This is a genomic window from Bradyrhizobium sp. YR681, assembly GCF_000282615.1.
In the GTDB taxonomy this organism is placed as follows: Bacteria; Pseudomonadota; Alphaproteobacteria; order Rhizobiales; family Xanthobacteraceae; genus Bradyrhizobium.
Map to the genome: position 1 here is coordinate 1 of NZ_AKIY01000016.1, position 17308 is coordinate 17308.

15 protein-coding genes are annotated in these 17308 nt (G+C 65.0%); 9 read left to right on the forward strand and 6 right to left on the reverse strand.

Annotated features, from left to right (window positions below; genetic code table 11):
• A partial coding sequence (locus tag PMI42_RS02055; protein ID WP_008130109.1) for an FAD-linked oxidase C-terminal domain-containing protein occupies window positions 1–1345 on the forward strand: 1345 nt, incomplete at its 5' end.
• A gap of 51 nt (window positions 1346–1396) precedes the next feature.
• On the opposite strand, the gene PMI42_RS02060 is transcribed toward PMI42_RS02055, so the two are convergent.
• Window positions 1397–1732 carry a putative quinol monooxygenase gene (locus PMI42_RS02060; RefSeq protein WP_008130110.1) on the reverse strand — a complete coding sequence of 112 codons (336 nt, stop codon included), beginning with the start codon at window positions 1730–1732 and terminating at the stop codon, window positions 1397–1399.
• A 224-nt stretch (window positions 1733–1956) separates the two neighbouring features.
• Between PMI42_RS02060 and PMI42_RS02065 the strand changes: the two genes are divergently transcribed.
• The 4 genes from PMI42_RS02065 to PMI42_RS02080 all read left to right on the forward strand — a co-directional run bounded on the left by PMI42_RS02065 (window position 1957) and on the right by PMI42_RS02080 (window position 6355).
• Window positions 1957–3195: an FAD-binding protein gene (locus PMI42_RS02065; RefSeq protein ID WP_008130111.1), complete on the forward strand. Its 1239-nt coding sequence runs from the start codon at window positions 1957–1959 to the stop codon at window positions 3193–3195.
• Window positions 3192–4514, forward strand: coding sequence for a glycolate oxidase subunit GlcF (gene glcF / locus PMI42_RS02070; protein ID WP_008130112.1), 1323 nt, complete (start codon window positions 3192–3194; stop codon window positions 4512–4514). Before PMI42_RS02065 ends, glcF begins: the two co-directional genes overlap by 4 nt.
• 86 nt (window positions 4515–4600) lie before the next feature.
• Complete coding sequence (locus tag PMI42_RS02075) at window positions 4601–4954, forward strand: hypothetical protein (RefSeq protein WP_008130113.1); 354 nt, start codon at window positions 4601–4603, stop codon at window positions 4952–4954.
• A gap of 396 nt (window positions 4955–5350) precedes the next feature.
• Complete coding sequence (locus PMI42_RS02080) at window positions 5351–6355, forward strand: TorF family putative porin (protein ID WP_008130115.1); 1005 nt, start codon at window positions 5351–5353, stop codon at window positions 6353–6355.
• Window positions 6356–6622: 267 nt separating this feature from the next.
• On the opposite strand, the gene PMI42_RS02085 is transcribed toward PMI42_RS02080, so the two are convergent.
• Entirely contained in the window at window positions 6623–8386 is a 1764-nt protein-coding gene (locus PMI42_RS02085; protein WP_008130117.1) for an ABC transporter ATP-binding protein/permease, read from the reverse strand.
• A gap of 315 nt (window positions 8387–8701) precedes the next feature.
• Here PMI42_RS02085 and PMI42_RS02090 point away from each other — a divergent pair, with 315 nt between their 5' ends.
• The 3 genes from PMI42_RS02090 to PMI42_RS02100 all read left to right on the forward strand — a co-directional run bounded on the left by PMI42_RS02090 (window position 8702) and on the right by PMI42_RS02100 (window position 12003).
• Complete coding sequence (locus PMI42_RS02090) at window positions 8702–10366, forward strand: L-lactate permease (RefSeq protein WP_008130119.1); 1665 nt, start codon at window positions 8702–8704, stop codon at window positions 10364–10366.
• Window positions 10367–10498: 132 nt separating this feature from the next.
• A complete protein-coding gene (locus PMI42_RS02095; protein ID WP_008130120.1) occupies window positions 10499–10897 on the forward strand; it encodes an META domain-containing protein in 399 nt (132 codons plus the stop codon).
• A 221-nt stretch (window positions 10898–11118) separates the two neighbouring features.
• Window positions 11119–12003, forward strand: coding sequence for an outer membrane protein (locus PMI42_RS02100; protein WP_008130123.1), 885 nt, complete (start codon window positions 11119–11121; stop codon window positions 12001–12003).
• Between the two features lie 16 nt (window positions 12004–12019).
• Here the strand turns inward: PMI42_RS02100 and PMI42_RS02105 are convergent, their stop codons facing one another.
• The 3 genes from PMI42_RS02105 to PMI42_RS02115 form a co-directional block, all read right to left on the reverse strand.
• On the reverse strand, window positions 12020–13231 hold the full coding sequence (locus tag PMI42_RS02105; RefSeq protein ID WP_008130125.1) for a hypothetical protein: 1212 nt from the start codon (window positions 13229–13231) through the stop codon (window positions 12020–12022).
• A 220-nt stretch (window positions 13232–13451) separates the two neighbouring features.
• On the reverse strand, window positions 13452–15083 hold the full coding sequence (gene groL / locus PMI42_RS02110) for a chaperonin GroEL (RefSeq protein ID WP_008130127.1): 1632 nt from the start codon (window positions 15081–15083) through the stop codon (window positions 13452–13454).
• A 120-nt stretch (window positions 15084–15203) separates the two neighbouring features.
• A complete protein-coding gene (locus tag PMI42_RS02115; protein WP_008130129.1) occupies window positions 15204–15500 on the reverse strand; it encodes a co-chaperone GroES in 297 nt (98 codons plus the stop codon).
• A gap of 315 nt (window positions 15501–15815) precedes the next feature.
• Between PMI42_RS02115 and PMI42_RS02120 the strand changes: the two genes are divergently transcribed.
• A complete protein-coding gene (locus PMI42_RS02120; protein ID WP_008130130.1) occupies window positions 15816–16343 on the forward strand; it encodes a hypothetical protein in 528 nt (175 codons plus the stop codon).
• Window positions 16344–16508: 165 nt separating this feature from the next.
• On the opposite strand, the gene PMI42_RS02125 is transcribed toward PMI42_RS02120, so the two are convergent.
• The gene (locus tag PMI42_RS02125; protein ID WP_008130131.1) at window positions 16509–17294 is read right to left on the reverse strand and encodes a protein phosphatase CheZ; all 786 of its coding nucleotides are present in this window, start codon (window positions 17292–17294) and stop codon (window positions 16509–16511) included.
• Between the last annotated feature and the right edge of the window lie 14 nt (window positions 17295–17308).

Below are 17308 nucleotides of genomic sequence, written 5' to 3' on the forward strand. Positions count from 1 at the left end.
CCGGCAGCCGCCGATGGTCGTGGTGCTGCCGGATACGACCGAGCAGGTCTCGCTTGTCCTGAAATATTGTGCCGCCCACGGCATCAAGGTGGTGCCCCGCGGCTCCGGCACATCGCTATCCGGCGGCGCGCTGCCGCTGGAGGACGGCGTGCTGCTGGGCCTCGGCAAGTTCAAGCGCATCCGCGAGATCGATTTCGACAACCGCGTCGTCGTCACCGAGCCCGGGGTGACCAACCTCGCCATCAGCCAGGCGGTCGCGCATGCCGGCTTCTACTACGCGCCCGATCCGTCCTCGCAGATTGCCTGCTCGATCGGCGGCAATGTCGCGGAGAATTCCGGCGGCGTGCACTGTCTGAAATACGGCATGACCACCAACAACGTGCTGGGTTGCGAGATCGTCCTGATGAGCGGCGAGATCCTGCGCATCGGCGGCAAGTCCGCCGAGAACGCCGGCTACGATCTGATGGGCGTCATCACCGGCTCGGAAGGGCTGCTCGGCGTCATCACCGAGATCACGGTGCGCATCCTGCAGAAGCCGGAGACGGCGCGCGCGCTGATGGTCGGTTTCGCAGAGGTCGAGGCCGCCGGCGAATGCGTGGCCCGCATCATCGGCGCCGGCATCATTCCCGGCGGCATGGAGATGATGGACAAGCCCGCAATCCACGCCGCGGAAGCCTTCGTCCATGCCGGCTATCCGCTCGACGTCGAGGCGCTGCTGATCATCGAGCTTGACGGTCCCAAGATCGAAGTCGACGAGTTGATCATTCGCGTCGAGACCATTGCGAATGCCTGCGGCTCGACCACCTGCCAGATCTCGACCTCGGAGGCCGAGCGCAATCTGTTCTGGGCCGGGCGCAAGGCCGCATTCCCCGCCGTGGGCCGCATCTCGCCCGACTATCTCTGCATGGACGGAACGATTCCCCGTGGCGCGCTGCCGAAGGCGCTGGCGCGCATCCGCGAGCTCGGTGAAAAATACCAGCTTGGCTGCGCCAACGTGTTCCATGCCGGCGACGGCAATCTGCATCCGCTGATCCTCTACGATGCCAACAAGCCCGGCGAGATCGAGCGCGCCGAAGCCTTCGGCGCCGACATCCTGCGCGCCTGCGTCGAGTTCGGCGGCGTGCTCACCGGCGAGCACGGCGTCGGAATCGAGAAGCGCGACCTGATGCCGGAGATGTTCACCGAGATCGACCTCAACCAGCAGCAGCGGCTGAAATGCGCCTTCGACGCGCAAGGACTGCTCAATCCCGGAAAAGTGTTTCCGACCCTGCACCGCTGCGCCGAGCTTGGCCGCATGCATGTGCACGCGGGCAAGCTGGCGTTTCCGGACATCCCGCGGTTCTAGCCGATTGTGCAGAAGGAAGGCGCCTGCGATGCAAGCGCCTTCCTTCGCAACTCACAGCAGCGCGTATTGCGCCCGCTCGCGCTTCGCCAGCAGCGGCAGGGCTTCGCCGGCGATGCAGGTCTTGAAATGCGCGCTCTCCTGGTGCGCCTTGAATGCGGCCTCGTCGCGGAACAGCTCGTAGAACAGGAACTGGGCCGGATTGTCCCTGGCGCGCGAGATCAGGAACAGCTTGACGCCGTCCTCGCGCTGCGCCTCCGGCAGGAAGCGATCGAGGATCGCGGCGACCTTGTCGGCCTCGCCGGGCTTGGCCTCCCATTGCGCGACGACGAGCAGGCCGCCGCCATCGACGGCGTCGCTGAGCGATTTCTGCGTGGCATAGTGGTTCATGATGTCTGTCTCCATCGATTGGTCTCGATCGCGATCGGTGCAGAACTTGTAGTGACGGCCTGGCTGCTTTGGTTCGCCGGCGATCGAAGTGTCGATGTCGTGAACGCTTCGATCTTGATCGAAGCGTCGTGGTGGCCCGTGGCGGATCCCGATCGCGCCGGCAATGGTCGACGGCGTCACGCCGCATTTGATTTTGGCGTCGAATTTCGCTACCGCCTTTTCCCGTGGATACGCTCAAGGTCAGAGACGCCAAAGACGTCGAAGAGGTGGTGCGCGCGGCGATTGCCAATGAGCAGCCGCTCGAGATCATCGGTCATGGCAGCAAGCGCAGCATCGGTCATGCGATGGCGACCAACGCGGTGCTCGACCTCTCCGCGCTGAACGCGGTCACCTCCTACGAGCCCAACGAGCTGATCATCACGCTCCAGGCCGGCGCGCCGCTGGCCGACGTGCTGTCGCTGATCGATGCCAAGAACCAGCAATTCGCCTTTGAGCCGATGAATACCGCGCCGCTGCTCGGCACGCCGGTATCGGGGACCATCGGCGGCATGATTGCGGCCGGGCTTGCCGGCCCGCGACGGATCAAGGCGGGCGGGGCGCGCGACCATCTGCTCGGGGCGCATGCCGTCTCGGGCTTCGGCGACAGCTTCAAGACCGGCGGCAAGGTGGTGAAGAACGTCACCGGCTACGACCTCTGCAAGCTGCTGGCGGGGTCCTGGGGCACGCTGTCGGTCATGACCGAGGTCACGCTGAAGGTGATGCCCAAGCCCGAGGCCGAGCGGACGCTGCTGCTGCGCGGGCTCGACGATGCCGCCGCCAACAAGGCGATGACCGCGGCGCTCGGCTCGCCCTTCGATGTCTCCGCCGCCGCGCACCTGCCGCACCAGGCGTTCCGCGCCAAGACGGAAGGGCTTGGCGATATCGCGAAGCAGGGCGAGGCGATGACCGTGCTGCGGCTCGAGGGCATCACGGCGTCGGCCGCGCATCGGGCCGGCTCGCTGCGGGAATTGCTGGCGCCGTTCGGAACCGCAACGCTGATCGAGGACGCCGCGTCCGCGGCGCTTTGGACCACGATCCGCGACGTGCTGCCGTTCGCGGCCGGCGATGCACTCGGCGCCTGGCCGGTGTGGCGCATCGTCTGCCCGCCGGCATCGGGCGCGGCGCTCGGCACCCGGCTGGCGCGCGAGACCGGCGGCGAGGTGATCTACGATTGGGGCGGTGGACTGATCTGGGCCGCGCTGCCGCCGAAGGCCGATGCGCATGCCCCAGGCGTGCGCCAGCATGCCGACGCTTTCGGCGGGCACGCCACGCTGATCCGTGCGGCCGAGGATGTCAGGCGCATTGTCGACGTGTTCCACCCGCAGGCATCGGGCATCGCCGCGCTGAGCGAGCGGGTCCGTGCCGGTTTCGATCCAAAGAGCATTCTCAACCGGGGACGCTTGAGCCGGGGCACTGCGGCATGAAGACCGAATTCTCACTGGCGCAGCTCGCCGACCCCGATATCGCGGAAGCCGACAAAATCCTGCGCGCCTGCGTTCATTGCGGCTTCTGCACCGCAACCTGTCCGACCTATGTGCTGCTCGGCGACGAGCTCGATAGCCCGCGCGGCCGCATCTATTTGATCAAGGAGATGCTCGAGAAGGACCAGACCCCGACGGCGGAGGTGGTCAAGCATGTCGACCGCTGCCTGTCGTGCCTGTCCTGCATGACGACCTGCCCCTCCGGGGTGAACTACATGCACCTCGTCGACCAGGCCAGGGTCAGGATCGAGCAGCGCTATCAGCGGCCGCTGACCGAGCGGCTGCTGCGCCAGGTGCTCGCCTTCGTGCTGCCGGACCCGCAGCGTTTCCGCATCAGCATGCGGCTGGCGCGGCTTGTCCGTCCGCTCGCGGTGTTGCTGCCGACGCCGCGGCCCTCGGCCACGCCCGGCCTGATCCAGCGCCTCAAGGCGATGCTGGCGCTGGCCCCGAACCGGCTGCCGCCGCCCGGCGCTCTCCCGGGCAGCGTGTTCGCGGCGCTTGGCAAGAAGCGCGGCCGGGTCGCGCTGCTCCAGGGCTGTGCCCAGCAGGTGCTGGCGCCGCGCATCAACCAGGCCGCCATCAGTCTCCTCACCCGCCACGGCATCGAGGTCGTCCTGGTCCGGGACGAGCAGTGCTGTGGCGCGCTCACCCATCACCTCGGCAACGACCAGGATGCACTGCAACGGGCCCGCGCCAACGTCGCGGCATGGCGTGCGGAAGCGGCCGGCGAGGGGCTCGACGCCATCCTGGTGACGGCGTCCGGCTGCGGCACCGTGATCAAGGACTACGGTTATCTGCTGCGCGAGGACACGGCGTTCGCGCCCGATGCGGCGAAGGTGTCGGCGCTTGCCAAGGACATCACCGAATACGTCGCCGGCCTCGAACTCGAACCGACCGCGCGGCAAGACAACATCGTCGTCGCCTATCACTCCGCGTGTTCGTTGCAGCACGGTCAGAAAATCACGGGCCTTCCGAAAGAATTGCTTTCCAAGAATGGATTCGTGGTGAAAGATGTGCCCGAGAGCCATTTGTGTTGCGGTTCGGCGGGGACCTACAACATTCTCCAGCCCGAGCTTGCGGGCAGGTTGCGTGATCGCAAGGTCGCCAACATCGCAAGCGTCAAGCCGGACATGATTGCCGCGGGCAATATCGGCTGCATGGTGCAGATTGCCAGTGGCACGTCAGTTCCGGTCGTACACACGATTGAGCTTCTCGATTGGGCTACGGGCGGGTCGCGGCCGGCACTGAACGCGCAAATTTGAGCTTTCAGAGCCTGAACTTTCCTCCCGAGTTGTGATGGCTGAAGGCGCCCGATCGACCATTGTTCGGCGGCAACAGGAGGACCACGATGGCGAAAGCGAAGAAGAAAAAAAGCAAGAAGGCCAAAAAGGCCAAGAAGGTTGTAGCGGCGAAGAAGTCCGCCAAGAAGGCGACGAAGAAGAAGGCGGCCAAGAAATCCGCGAAGAAGTCCGCGAAGAAATCTGCCAAGAAGGCTGCGCCGAAGAAGGCCGCCAAGAAGGCTGCGAAGAAGTCGGCCAAGAAGGCCGCGCCAAAGAAGGCTGCAAAGAAAGCGGCACCGAAGAAGGCGAAGGCAGCTCCCGCGCCGAAGCCGTCAGCGCCGGCTCCCGAGCCTGTCGCCGAGACAAGCTGGGCGATGCCTTCGTCTTCTGCGGAACCGACGCCGGCCGAGGGGCAGGGGTAGGCCCAGTCCGGACGCCTGGTTGGTCCCGACGACCATCGACAACAGAAAGGCCGCAGCGGCGACGCTGCGGCCTTTTTGCATCGCTGGAGGCGAGCCGCCCCTTCCCGCGCCAGTATGATTCGTGCGTGGGCACCACGCCCTGTGGGATCCGTACTAATCCGGGTCCGCCTGTGCACTTTGGAAGGCAAATAATGTGATCGAGAAGCCACACAGGCCGACAACCTTTCGTGGAATCGCCCGAACGCCCAAAAAGTCGGCAGATGCCCGCGTTTTTTGCTTCACGGTTTACATCCCTCAATACAGATTGTCGCAGTAACGCAATTTTGCAGACAGGGTCGTTCGCCCCGGGGGGCTTCCGGGAAACCGACTGGGTAAGAACTGGTGATGGGGATCGAAATGAAAAAAGTGGTATTGTTGGCAACGGCGCTGGCAATGGTGACGGGTTCGGCTTTCGCAGCGGACATGCCGCTCAAGGCCAAGAAGGCTCCTCCGGTCGTAGCCTTCGACCCCTGGGATATCGCCTTCGGCGGCGCGCTCGTCAGCGATTACATCTTCCGCGGCGTGACCCAGTCGAACCACCAGCCGTCGGTCGCGGCCTATTTCGAGCCGCGCTACAACATCAACAAGGACCTCCAGCTTTACGTCGGCGTGTCCGCGGAGAGCATCTCCTTCGCGAACCGCGCCGCTGCTGAAGTCGACATCTACGGCGGTATCCGCCCGACCTTCGGCGCCTTTGCCTTCGACATCGGCGTCTGGGGCTACCTGTATCCGGGCGGAAGCTGCGCCGACAACGTGCTCACGGGCGGCATCCCCGGCGGCAACGTCTGCGGTGTCAGCACCACCACGATCTTCCTCGCCGACGGCAACGTCATGAAGAAGGACGTCAGCTTCTTCGAAGTCTACGGCAAGGTGAACTACACCATCAACGACAGCTGGACGGTCGGCGCGACCGAGTACTATTCGCCGAACTTCCTGAATTCGGGTGCCTGGGGCAACTACGCTTCGTTGACCGCCAAGTACACCGCGCCCAGCACGACCTTCGGCGCCTCTGGCGTCGGCATGTACGTGTCGGGTGAGTTCGGCCGTCAATGGTTCGGCACTTCGGACGCCTTCTACGGCACCGGCGTCGGCACCGTTTTCGCCAACGGCATTCCCTACAAGGACTACAACACCTGGAACATCGGCATCGGCTTCACCTACAAGGTGTTCACGCTGGATCTGCGTTACTCCGACACCGACCTGAACAAGGGTGATTGCAACGCCTTCACCAGCGCGTTCAACGCCACCGGCACCACCAACGTCACGGCGATCAATCCGGGCGGCGCTGGCTCCAACTGGTGCGGCGCGGCGGGTATCGCCAAGCTCTCCTTCGACCTGACGGCGATGAGCAACCTGAAGTAAGTTTCTTTCCGAGACGACTTCGAGGGCGGCAGGGCAACCTGCCGCCCTTTTGCTTTGGGCGTGGAGGGTGAAGGGCATCCGGCTCTTCAGGGGGCTGAGCTCCGGCCGCGGCCTGAAATGCGCGCCGGAAGACCCCGCCGCCGCCTTACATTTCCGTCGTTGCGCGAGCGCAGCGAAGCAATCCAGAACTGCCCCTGCGGAGGCAGCCTGGATTGCTTCGTCGCTTCGGGTCCCGCGATGACGAGGCCCGTGCTGGGGTCCCCCGCCTCAGCGTGCCGCGGTGGGCTCCGCCTGGGCCGGCTCGCCGCCCTTGCCGAGGACGTGGATATCGCCATCCTTCACCATCGTGACCTTGCGGGTGTGGAAGGTATCCAGCGTCGAGCGGTGGCCGATCGAGACGATGGTGGCCTGCGGCAGCTTCTCCGTCAGCAGCCGGTACAGCCGGGCCTCGGACGGCTCGTCCAGCGATGCCGTGGCCTCGTCCAGGAACAGATAATCCGGGACATGCAATAGCGCGCGGGCAAGCCCGAGGCGCTGCTGCTCGCCGAGCGACAGCATCCGGTTCCAGTGCCCGTCCTCGTCGAGCCGTTCGGCGAGGTCGGGCAGGCCGACCGCGATCAGCGCGTCCCTGACACGTGCGGTCTCGAAGGCGCCGGGCGCCGCCGGATAGACCACGGCGTCGCGCAGCACGCCCACCGGGAAGTAGGGGCGCTGTGGCAGCATCATCAGCTTCGCCTTTTCAGGGATGAAGATCGTGCCGGTGCCGAACGGCCAGATCCCGGCGATGGCCCGGAACAGGGTCGACTTGCCGGAGCCGGACGGCCCGGTCACCAGCACGCGCTCCGGCGTCTGGATGGCGAAGGCGTCGGCGGCGACCAGCGGCGTGCCGTTCGGCAGGTTCACGCAGAGCTGCTCCAGCGCGATGTTGCGGTTGCCGCCCGCCGCCTTGAGGGCGATCGCCGGCTCATGCGCCGGCGGGGTCGTGGCTGTCGCGACCGACATCTCGAAGCCGTCGAGACGGGCGACGATCGAGCGCCATTCCGCCAGCGAACGGTAGGCCACCACGAAGAACGACAAGGCGCCTTGCACGCTCGAGAAGGCCGATGCGGTCTGCATCATGTCGCCGAGCTGGATCTTCTTGGCGAAGAAGGCCGGCGCCACCAGAACATAGGGAAAGATCACGGCGGCCTGCTGATAGCTCGCCGTGAACATGGTCAGGCGCTTGGTTCGGCTCATGATGGCGTACCAGTTGCCGATCACGAAGCCGAAGCGGTCCAGCAGACGGCCGCGTTCGGCGCCTTCGCCCTTGAGCAGCGCGATCTGTTCGGAATTCTCGCGGACGCGGACAAGGTTGAAGCGGAAGTCGGCCTCATAGCGCTGCTGCTCGAAATTGAGGTTGACCAGCGGGGCGCCGATCCAGTGCGTCAGCGCGGTGCCGAAGATTGCGTAGATCAGCGCGCCCCAGCACAGATAGCCGGGGATCATGAGGTCGGCGCCGAACAGGTGCAGCGGCGCGGCGTTGGACAGGCCCCACAGGATCAGCGCGAAGGAGAACAGCGTCACGATCGAGGAGAGCAGGCCGAGCCCGATCGTCAGGGTCTGCTCGACGAAGTTCTTGACGTCCTCGGTGATGCGCTGGTCCGGGTTGTCGGCCGCATCGCCCTTGAGCTGCATGCGATAATGCGTCGAGCCGTTGAGCCATTCACCGAGATAGTGCCGGGTCAGCCATTGCCGCCAGCGGATTTGGAGCCATTGGTTCAGGTACAGCTTGTAGACCGCCAGCGCGATATAGGTGAATGCGAGCGCGATGAAGATCCAGATCTGCGTGACGAATGCGTCCCAATCGCTGTTCTGGAGCGCGCTGTAGAACCGGTTCTGCCATTGGTTCACCAGCACGTCGATCGCGACCAGCGCCAGCTCGATCGCGATCACGGCGCCGAGCAGGCCGCGGCCGGCCCATTTGTCCTCCGATCGGAAATAGGGAATGGCGATTCGCCAGACGATCGCGAGCGTGGCGCTGATGTTCTTCACAGAGCTCTGTCTCCTGAGGGGATGTGCACGATTGCCCGGAGCCAAATGGCTATGGCAAAGGCCGAAATGGGCGCGCTTAGACTAAAGTCGCAAGGTCTGCAATTTGCGTTGGCTTGGGCGGGCTTGCAACCCTAGCATGGGCATAACGGCGCGGGGTGGGGACCTCCAGGATTTCGCGAGCTTGTGAGCAGGCGGGAACCGTCGCAATCGCGAGGAATTCGCGTCCAACTCGGGGGTTATCGCTTCCAGCGTCAAGCAGGCTCGGCCGTCCACGCAAGGCCGCCTGCCGCAACACATGCGTGGGGGAGGAAGACCATGTGGAATCAAGTCTATGATCCCTTGCACAGCCCTGTGCTGTCGACGATCGCGGCGGCGGTGCCTGTCGTCACGCTGCTGGTCCTGATCGCGAGCGGTCGCGTTCAGGCTCATATTGCCGCTGTCATCGCCGTGATCGTCGCCAATCTGATCACGATCTTCGTCTTCACCATGCCGGCGAACATGTCGATCCGCGCGTCGATCCTCGGCGTCGTCACGGGTTTCTTCCCGATCGGCTGGATCGTCCTCAACGTCATCTTCCTCTACCAGGTGACCGTCACCACCGGCCGCTTCGAGCTGCTCAAGCGCGCGGTCGGCGGCGTCACCGAGGACCGGCGGCTGCAATTGCTGCTGATCGCGTTCTCCTTCGGCGCCTTCTTCGAGGGCGCTTCAGGCTTCGGCACGCCGGTCGCGATCACGGGTGCGGTGCTGATCGGTCTCGGCTTCTCGCCGCTCGCAGCTTCCGGCCTGTCGCTGATCGCCAACACCGCGCCGGTCGCCTATGGCGCGCTGGGCACGCCGATCCAGGGCCTCGCCTCGGTCACCGGGCTCGATCCCTACATCCTCGGCGCGATGGTCGGGCGGCAATTGCCGTTCTTCTCGCTGATCGTGCCGTTCTGGGTGGTGTGGGCGTTCGCGGGCTGGAAGGGCATGAAGGACGTCTGGCCGGCGATCCTCGTCACCGGCGTGTCGTTCGCGATCCCGCAATTCGTGATCTCGAACTACGTCAATCCCTGGATCGTCGACATCGGCGCGTCGCTGATCTCGATGGGCGCGCTGATCCTGTTCCTGAAGGTCTGGCAGCCGAAGCAGCTCTGGCTGTCGCCGGCGTTGCGCGGCAACGATGAATCGGCCTCGACCATGGCGGCGGCAAAACCGCTCGACAAGACGCCGCTAACGCAGAGCGAGCTGTTCAGCGCGCTGCTGCCATGGATCATCGTCTGCATCGTGATGCTGGTCTGGGGCAACGGCGGCTTCAAGACCTGGGCGAACTCGATCTTCACCTGGAACTACCCGGTGCCCGAGTTGCATCAGATGATCAACAAGATGCCGCCGGTCGCGCCGGGGCCGACCAAAGAGAGCGCGGTGTTTGGCTTCACCTACCTCTCGTTCACCGGCACGGGCATGCTGATCGCGGCGATCATCTCCGGCTTCCTGATGGGCGTCGGTCCCGGCAGCTTGCTGATCCAGTACGGCCGCACCATCCGGCTCTGCGCGATCTCGCTGATCACGATCTCGGCGATGCTCGCGATCGGTACGCTGACGCGGCTGTCCGGCGTCGACGCGACGCTCGGCCTGGCCTTCGCCGCCACTGGCGTGCTCTATCCCTTCTTCGGCACGCTGCTCGGCTGGCTCGGCGTGGCGCTGACGGGATCGGACACCGCCTCCAACGTGCTGTTCGGAAACCTCCAGAAGATCACCTCCGAGCAGCTCGGCCTGTCGCCGATCCTGATGGGCGCGGCGAACTCGTCCGGCGGCGTGATGGGCAAGATGATCGACGCGCAGTCGATCGTGGTCGCCTCGACCGCCACCAATTGGTACGGCCACGAGGGCACCATCCTGCGCTTCGTGTTCTGGCACTCCATCGTGCTCGCCTGTCTCGTCGGCGTGCTCGTGACGTTGCAGGCCTATGTCTGGCCGTTCACGGCGATGGTGCTGAAGTAGCAGGCCGCCTTCGACGCAAATCCCCGCGGGGCTCGCCCCCGCGGGGATTTTTGCGCCCCGGGCGGGCGAACCTTCTCAAGGACGTCGCTGTCTTATAGAAGGTGCGGCAAATCAGGTCGGTCGAGAGGTTTCATGGTTTCGCTGAAGCAGATGGTGTGTCTGGCGGTTGCAGTGCTCGCGACGTCCACGCTCGCGCGTGCCGAGGACGGGTTTCCGTTCGGCACGGAGATGACCCTGGAAGCGCTGCCGCAGCCCGGCTCGAAGCGGATTCCAAACATCGAGATCGGCGACAATGGCGAGGTCGTGCTGGAGCTCTGGTGCAAGGGCGGCAAGGGCCAGTTCTCGGTCGCCGGCAACACCGTGATCTTCGTTCCCGGCCAGATCCAGGATCGCTCCTGCCCGCCGGCAAGAGCGCAGGCCGACGACGAACTCGTCGCGGCTCTCAGCAGCGTCGAGACCTGGAAGCGTCAGGGCGACGTGCTGACGCTGATCGGCCCCAAGCCGCTGCGCTTTCGCACGACCGGGAATTAGCTGTCTCGCGTTCCGGATGCGGTGCGGCACGACGTGACGGCCGGCACTGTGGAGCGTTCCTTCGCGGTCGCCAGGGTGCGCGCACGGGGCCCTGGAGGCTTGATCGGATGGTAGTGAAATATCCCGGATGTAACCTGTGGGTGACAGCTTTTCGCTGAAGCCGGCTCTAGGCTTGCCCAATTATGGCGCTGAGTCGCGCCCAAGACATTTGGGGGATGGGCATGAGGGTTCTGGGAATCGTAGCCGTCGCCGTAAGTTTCTCGCTGGCAGGGATGACGACTGCGGGCGCCGCCGATATGGCGCTCAAGGCACCCGTGACGGCTCCTGCGGCAGTTTTCAGCTGGACCGGCTTCTACGTCGGCGGCAACGTCGGTGGTGCCTGGAACCGCAACGAAATGGCCGCCTATAACGGGCCGGTCTTGCCGGGCTTCATTGTTCTTCCGCCGAACGCGGCGGTGATCACGCTCTTCCCTGGAACGCTGGATACGCTGAACGGGCCGGGAACCCAGAGCGCCGTGATCGGCGGCGGCCAGGTCGGATACAACTGGCAGGTCCAGCGTGCCGTGTTCGGCGTGGAAGCCGACGCGGTCGCCACCGGCTTCAAAGGCGCAACCGAAAGCCGCTCGATGACCGCGGGCGCGCCGCTGATCCTCACCACGCCGGTCACCCAGACCGTGACGGTCGATTACGGTCATATCAACTGGATGGCGTCATTTCGTGGCCGCCTGGGTTACGCCGCAGATCGCGTCCTGCTCTACGCAACCGGTGGCGCGGCCGTCGCGGAGTTTGGTGGCAGCAAGGTGACGTTGACGAACAGTCCGGGCATCGCCGTCCCCGCAGGCACCTTCTCGTCGACGGGAGGCGGCTCGGACGTCCGGTGGGGATGGACGCTTGGTGCCGGCGTTGAATGGGCGTTTGCCAGTCAGTGGAGCCTGGCGGGGGAGTACCGCCATTCCGACTTCGGCACGCGTAGCGTCAGTGTTGCGATCCCTGACGGTTTGGGCGGCACCCTGGCGACCGTGTCGACGAACATCAGGGTCACCACCGATCAGGCGACCGCGCGCATCAACTATCGCTTTGGCGGCCCGGTCGTCGCCCGCTATTGATCCCGCGCGGGCGTCGCTATTTCCAGACCGACTTGTCGGCGTCCCAGCGCTGGCCCTTCAGCTCCTTGGCGAGGGCCTCGATCGAGCCGTTGTCGTCGGGCTGGTCGCCTTCCTCGTCGGCGGACGCTTCGTCCGAGAGATTGAGCTTGGCGCCGCTGCTCTCATCGGCAGTCGTGGTTGCGGGGCTGCCGATCCAGAGCATGAGCTTGTCGGTCGCGCCCGGCTTGTCGGGCGAGATCAGCCCTGCGACCTCGATCGTGTCGGTGAGCTCGAGCGCCGGATGATCCTGGTTTGGCCGCTTGAACACCAGCTTGAGCTTGCCGGTCGCCGGGTTGAAGCCTTGCGAGACCGGCTTTGCCGCCAGCGTCCTGCCCAGCACGCCCGCCACGGCCGAAGCGAGCTTGTCGCGGCTGATCTTGTCGCCGTCGCGCCAGTCGGCGGCGGGAATGCGGATGGTGCGGTCCATCTCGGTCATGCCGGCCGTCCAGCCCACAGCGACGACGCCCGGCATCGCCTTGAATTTGGCGAGCAGCGCGCCTGCACGCTCCGGGTCGACCGACATGTTGATGGTCTGCTCGCCGGCGCGCAGCGCATCGCAGCCGACCGATAGGCTCGCAAGTGTCACCTCGACCTCCTGGCCCTTCAGGCTCTTCAGGAATTCGGTCGCCGCGTCGAGCTTCACCTTCACCGCGATCGCTTCCGGCGAGACGTCGGTGAAGTCCTTCGGCTGCGCCGTGATGCCGTCGTCGGAGGTCTGGTTGTCCTGGAATTCCTTCTCGCTGAGATCGGAATTGTCGGGCGAGGTGACCTCGGTGACGGTCTGGCCGATCGATATCTGGCCGCGAAATTCGAAAGTGTCTCCGGCCTGTTTGCGCAGCAGCTTGACGCTGACGGGAGACTTCTCGCCAAGACTCTGCGTCGTGCCCGTTAGGTTCTGGCCGGCGACCTGGAGATTGACGACGAAGCGGTCCTTGCGGTCGGCATTCTTCGCGACGGGATAGCAGACGTCGAGCACGGCGGCCGTGACCGTCTTGCCCTGGCGCGTCTCCTTCAGGATCACGTCGGCATTGCCGTCCATCAGCCCGTCGATCGAGGTGAAATAGCGCGTTTCGGTTCCGCCCGGCGCCGTGGCCTTCGGCGACAGCTTCATCTGGGCGGATGCGACTTCGGGCGAGACGGCGATCAGAGCCGCCAAAAGGGCCGTCGAACAAACCAGAAGCGCGCGCATCGATGAAATCCTCGAGCAAACGAGCATGATCTAGACCCGGAGAGCCGCGTCAGCGCAAAGTGTGGAGCGGTTTTCCGAACAGATCATGCTCAAACAATCGAATCGGCGCCACCGTAGTGGGTTTTGGCCGCCGGTTGAATCGGAAAGCAGCGAGACAGGGTCGGCAAAAAAGAAGGCCGCCCGGAGGCGGCCTTCGTAACATTGTCAGGTGGGAATGGGCTCAGAAGCCGCCCATGCCGCCGCCGGCGGGCATCGCGGGCGGGGCTTCTTTCTTCGGCGTCTCGGCGACCATGGCTTCGGTGGTCACCAGGAGGCCGGCCACGGAGGAGGCGTCCTGGAGCGCGGTGCGCACCACCTTGGCGGGATCGATGATGCCCTTCTCGATCATGTCGACATAGTCCTCGGTCTGGGCGTCGAAGCCGAAGGTCTCGGACTTGTTCTCCAGGATCCTGCCGACCACGATCGAGCCTTCCACGCCGGCATTCTCCGAGATCTGGCGGATCGGAGCTTCCAGCGCCTTCAGCACGATGTTGATGCCGGCCTGCACGTCGGCATTGGCGTTGGTGAGACGGCCCACGGCCTTCTTGGCACGCAGCAGGGTGACGCCGCCGCCGGGGACGATGCCTTCCTGCACCGCGGCGCGGGTGGCGTTGAGTGCGTCCTCGACGCGGTCCTTCTTCTCCTTGACCTCGATCTCGGTGGCGCCGCCGACGCGGATCACCGCGACGCCGCCGGCCAGCTTGGCGAGGCGCTCCTGGAGCTTCTCACGGTCGTAGTCCGAGGTGGTCTCCTCGATCTGGGCCTTGATCTGGCCGACGCGGGCCTCGATCTCCGGCTTCTTGCCGGCGCCCTTGACGATCGTGGTGTTCTCCTTGTCGATCACGACCTTGCCCGCACGTCCCAGCATCTTCACGGTGACGTTCTCGAGCTTCATGCCGAGGTCCTCGGAGATGAGCTGGCCGCCGGTGAGGATCGCGAGGTCCTCGAGCATGGCCTTGCGGCGATCACCGAAGCCCGGCGCCTTGACGGCGGCCACCTTGAGGCCGCCACGCAGGCGGTTGACGACCAGGGTGGCCAGCGCCTCGCCCTCGACGTCTTCGGCGATGATGACGAGCGGCTTGCCCGACTGCACCACGGCTTCGAGCACCGGCAGCATGGCCTGGAGGCCCGAGAGCTTCTTCTCGTGCAGGAGGATGTAGGCGTCCTCGAGCTCGGCGGTCATCTTCTCGGGGTTGGTGACGAAGTAGGGGCTGAGATAGCCGCGGTCGAACTTCATGCCCTCGACGATGTCGACTTCGGTATCGAGCGACTTGTTCTCCTCGACGGTGATGACACCCTCGTTGCCGACCTTCTGCATCGCCTGGGCGATCATCTTGCCGATGGCGGCATCGCCGTTGGCCGAGATGGTGCCGACCTGGGCGACCTCGGAGGAGGCGGCAACGGGCTTGGCGCGCTTTTCGATGTCCTTGACCACGGCGGCAACCGCGATGTCGATGCCGCGCTTGAGGTCCATCGGGTTCATGCCGGCGGCAACCGACTTGGCGCCTTCGCGCACGATGGCCTGGGCCAGCACGGTCGCGGTGGTGGTGCCGTCGCCGGCGAGGTCGTTGGTCTTGGAGGCGACCTCACGGACCATCTGGGCGCCCATGTTCTCGAACTTGTCCTCGAGCTCGATCTCCTTGGCGACGGTGACGCCGTCCTTGGTGATGCGGGGGGCGCCGAAGCTCTTCTCGATGACGACGTTGCGGCCCTTCGGGCCGAGCGTCACCTTGACGGCATTGGCGAGAATGTCGACGCCGCGCAGCATGCGATCGCGCGCGTCTCCGGAAAACTTGACGTCTTTGGCAGCCATGGTCTGCAATCCTTCGTGTTTCGTGATGTGTCTTGTTTGATGCGGGGCGGCGGCGGAACGATGGATGCCCGGATCACTTGATCCGGGCATGGCATTCAGCGGCCGTTCAGGCGGGGGGCCTTAGGCCAGAACGCCCATGATGTCCGACTCCTTCATGATCAGGAGATCTTCGTTGTCGATCTTGACCTCGGTGCCCGACCACTTGCCGAACAGCACACGGTCGCCGACCTTGAGGTCGATCGGGATCAGCTTGCCGGCCTCGTCACGGCCGCCGGGACCGACGGCGACGACCTCGCCCTGGGACGGCTTTTCCTTGGCGGTGTCCGGAATGATGATGCCGCCCTTGGTCTTTTCCTCGGCGTCGATACGTTTGACCACGACACGGTCATGCAGCGGACGAAATTTGGATTTAGCCATGACGTTTCCCTTTGGAGGCTCGCTTCGGAGATAGCGGAAGTGGGTGGGGCGGCGCTTCCGTCCCTCCTCGTCCCGAGGATCGAACGGCGCGCTTAGCAATCGGGCTTTCCGAGTGCTAATAGTGCGCCCGGAAATATGGCTTGGCCGCGATCCTGTCAAGCAAAGGTGGTTAAGCGATTGGTGAGGCGGATATAGGATGGTGGCATTGGAAACGTGTTCGGGGCCCCGACGTATTAAAGGACGTCATTGCTCCGGCAGCGGTTTTGCGCTTGGCTGCAGGAGGGGTGCGGCCATGGTTTTGTTCGGGGGAATGCCATGATCAGTTCAGCTCACGCGCGCACGGTTGCCAATCTGGCGGCCGCCTCTGGCCTGGCGCTGCTGCTTGGCGCCTGCGGCGGTGGCCTGAGCCTGCCCTCATTCAACTCGTCGCCGTCTTCGCCGCCGCCCGAGGCCGATGCCGGCTCCGGTCCGGAATTGCCGGCGAGCATCCGTGCCGACGAGATCGTCGGCCGCTGGGGGCTGGCCTCGTTCCAGAACCCGGCCGACCGCGCCCGCACCGAGGCCGCCGCGAGGGCGCAGTGCAAGAATCCCTACGTGATCGGTGCCGGTACGTCCGGCGGCGTGGTCATGCATCTGGCCGACCAGGCGACCCCGCAGGAGCTGCGGCTGAAGGGCTCGTCCAGCGGCAAGAACTATATCGGGCCGGCGGGTCCCACGCCCGGCGAGCAGGACCGCGAGATCGTCTCCTTCGACGGCCGCGTCATGATCACCCGCTTCATCGACAAGGACGCCGCCACCCGCTACGGCAACATGGTCTACGTCCGCTGCGCGCCGCGGGCGTGAGAAGGGATCCGGCCTAACCCCCCGTCATTGCGAGCGTAGCGAAGCAATCCAGAAGCTTTCCGCGGTGACAGTCTGGATTGCTTCGCTTCGCTCGCAATGACGAAGACAATAAAAAACGCCGGCTCTCGCCGGCGTTTTGTTTTTCCGCAATGGTTGCGCGTCCTATCAGTCGAACAGCGCGTCGATGTCGTCCTGGGAGGCGTGGCCGACGTCGCCGGCAAGCTTGGGGCCGTTGAGGAGCTTGTCGTCCTCGCTGCGGGTGTCGACATGCGCCGGCACGTGAGCCTTGATGGCGTCGACGCCGCCCCAGATCTCCATCATCGCATTGATGTGCTGCTCGATGAACTTCATCGTGCCCATCACCTTGCTGATGCGCTGGCCGGTCAGGTCCTGGAAGTTGCAGGCTTCGAAGATCGAGATGACGCGTTCCTGGATATCGTCGGCCAGACGCTTCTGCTGGTCGGCCGATTGCACCTTGGACATCGCGCTGGCCGCCTGGTCGATCGACTCGGCGGCTTCGAGGATCTGCTGGGTCGCCTGTTCGGTGCCGCCGACGACTGCGCCGAGCTCGCCATTGACCTTGGCCATCTCGCCGCCGTCGAAGCTCTTGCCGTGCAGGGTCGCGATCTCGCGTTTGGTGCGGTCGATGGCGTCGTGGATGAGGTCGAGCTCGACCTTCAGCTTCTCGCACTGCTCGATCTGCGCCCGATAGGTCTCGAGCATGGTGCGCGCTTCGGAGAGCTCATGCGCCGTGGAGGCGTCGATCGCCGCCATGGCCGCGCTGCCGGACAACGGCGCGGGCGGAGTGCCCTTCGCCATCTGTGCGCGGATAGCGCGCAGCTCCGCCATGATCTCGCTATGCATCGGCGCGGCCTCCTCAATCATCTCGGGGCTGGGCATCTCGCCGACAATAGCCTCTTCGACACGAAAACGTTTGCGGTGAATAGCCATCAGGAACTCCCCCC